Annotated in this window: 2 protein-coding genes and 1 pseudogene; all 3 read left to right on the top strand. The window is 52.9% G+C overall.

The features are described 5' to 3' along the window. On the top strand, nucleotides 1-307 hold a 307-nt coding region (locus CSR02_RS01985; protein ID WP_208616787.1), incomplete at its 5' end, for a type II toxin-antitoxin system RelB/DinJ family antitoxin. Then, complete coding sequence (locus CSR02_RS16950) at nucleotides 304-447, top strand: type II toxin-antitoxin system RelE family toxin (RefSeq protein ID WP_076026999.1); 144 nt, start codon at nucleotides 304-306, stop codon at nucleotides 445-447. The genes CSR02_RS01985 and CSR02_RS16950, both read left to right, overlap by 4 nt. 2 nt (nucleotides 448-449) lie before the next feature. Beyond that, nucleotides 450-733 (top strand): annotated as a pseudogene (locus CSR02_RS01975) (hypothetical protein); the annotation flags it as partial.

Genomic DNA, 733 nt, shown 5'->3' with positions numbered 1-733 from the left:
TTATTCATTTGCCTTTACAAACGTAAAGGCACAAACAGATGATGTGTTTGTTGGAGGACACATCATGGCTTCAATTAACCTGCGCATCGATGACAGTCTGAAGAAAGCGGCCTACGATCGTCTGTCAGAACTCGGCGTGACACCCTCAGATCTCATCCGCCAGACCTTTGAATATGTCGTCGCTACTGGCAAGCTCCCTGTCCGGCGCACTGTTGTATCGGATGACGGTCTGGAGCTCCTTGCCGTCGTTCGAGAGCGTCTTGCCTCGCCTGAACCGTCTCTTCCGGTTTCATTGGACGATCTGTGAGCTGCTATAAAATCAAACGTCGAGCTTCCGGATACCGGCTGGTGTATCAGGTTCATGACGGGAAACTCATAGTGCTGGTTGTTGCGATTGGACGCAGGGATGCCAATGAGGTTTACGACGATGCAACCCGCCGCGTCTGAGCATGTTCCGGACAGCCTCAGTTCAATCTTCTGACGGAAAGTTATACGAAAGCCTCACCCAGACGGCACTGGCTTTCGGCAGACTTGATCAGCGCCTGCATCATCATCCTCTCCTCCCTGCAATCCTGTTTCGGGAGCGGCTGGAAGCTGCAAGAGCCTGTGCAGCAGTTGATGGCCATCTCATAGATCCGTGGCGGTTAGCGGCAGAACTGGAAGGTTTGAGATCAGTACCACTCGGATGTGATATTTATGAACGCGGAACGTCTGTGGACGCTCTCCACGCTGC

The organism is Acetobacter pomorum, assembly GCF_002738225.1.
Lineage (GTDB): Bacteria > Pseudomonadota > Alphaproteobacteria > Acetobacterales > Acetobacteraceae > Acetobacter > Acetobacter pomorum.
This window is presented reverse-complemented; position numbering and strand designations above follow the sequence as displayed.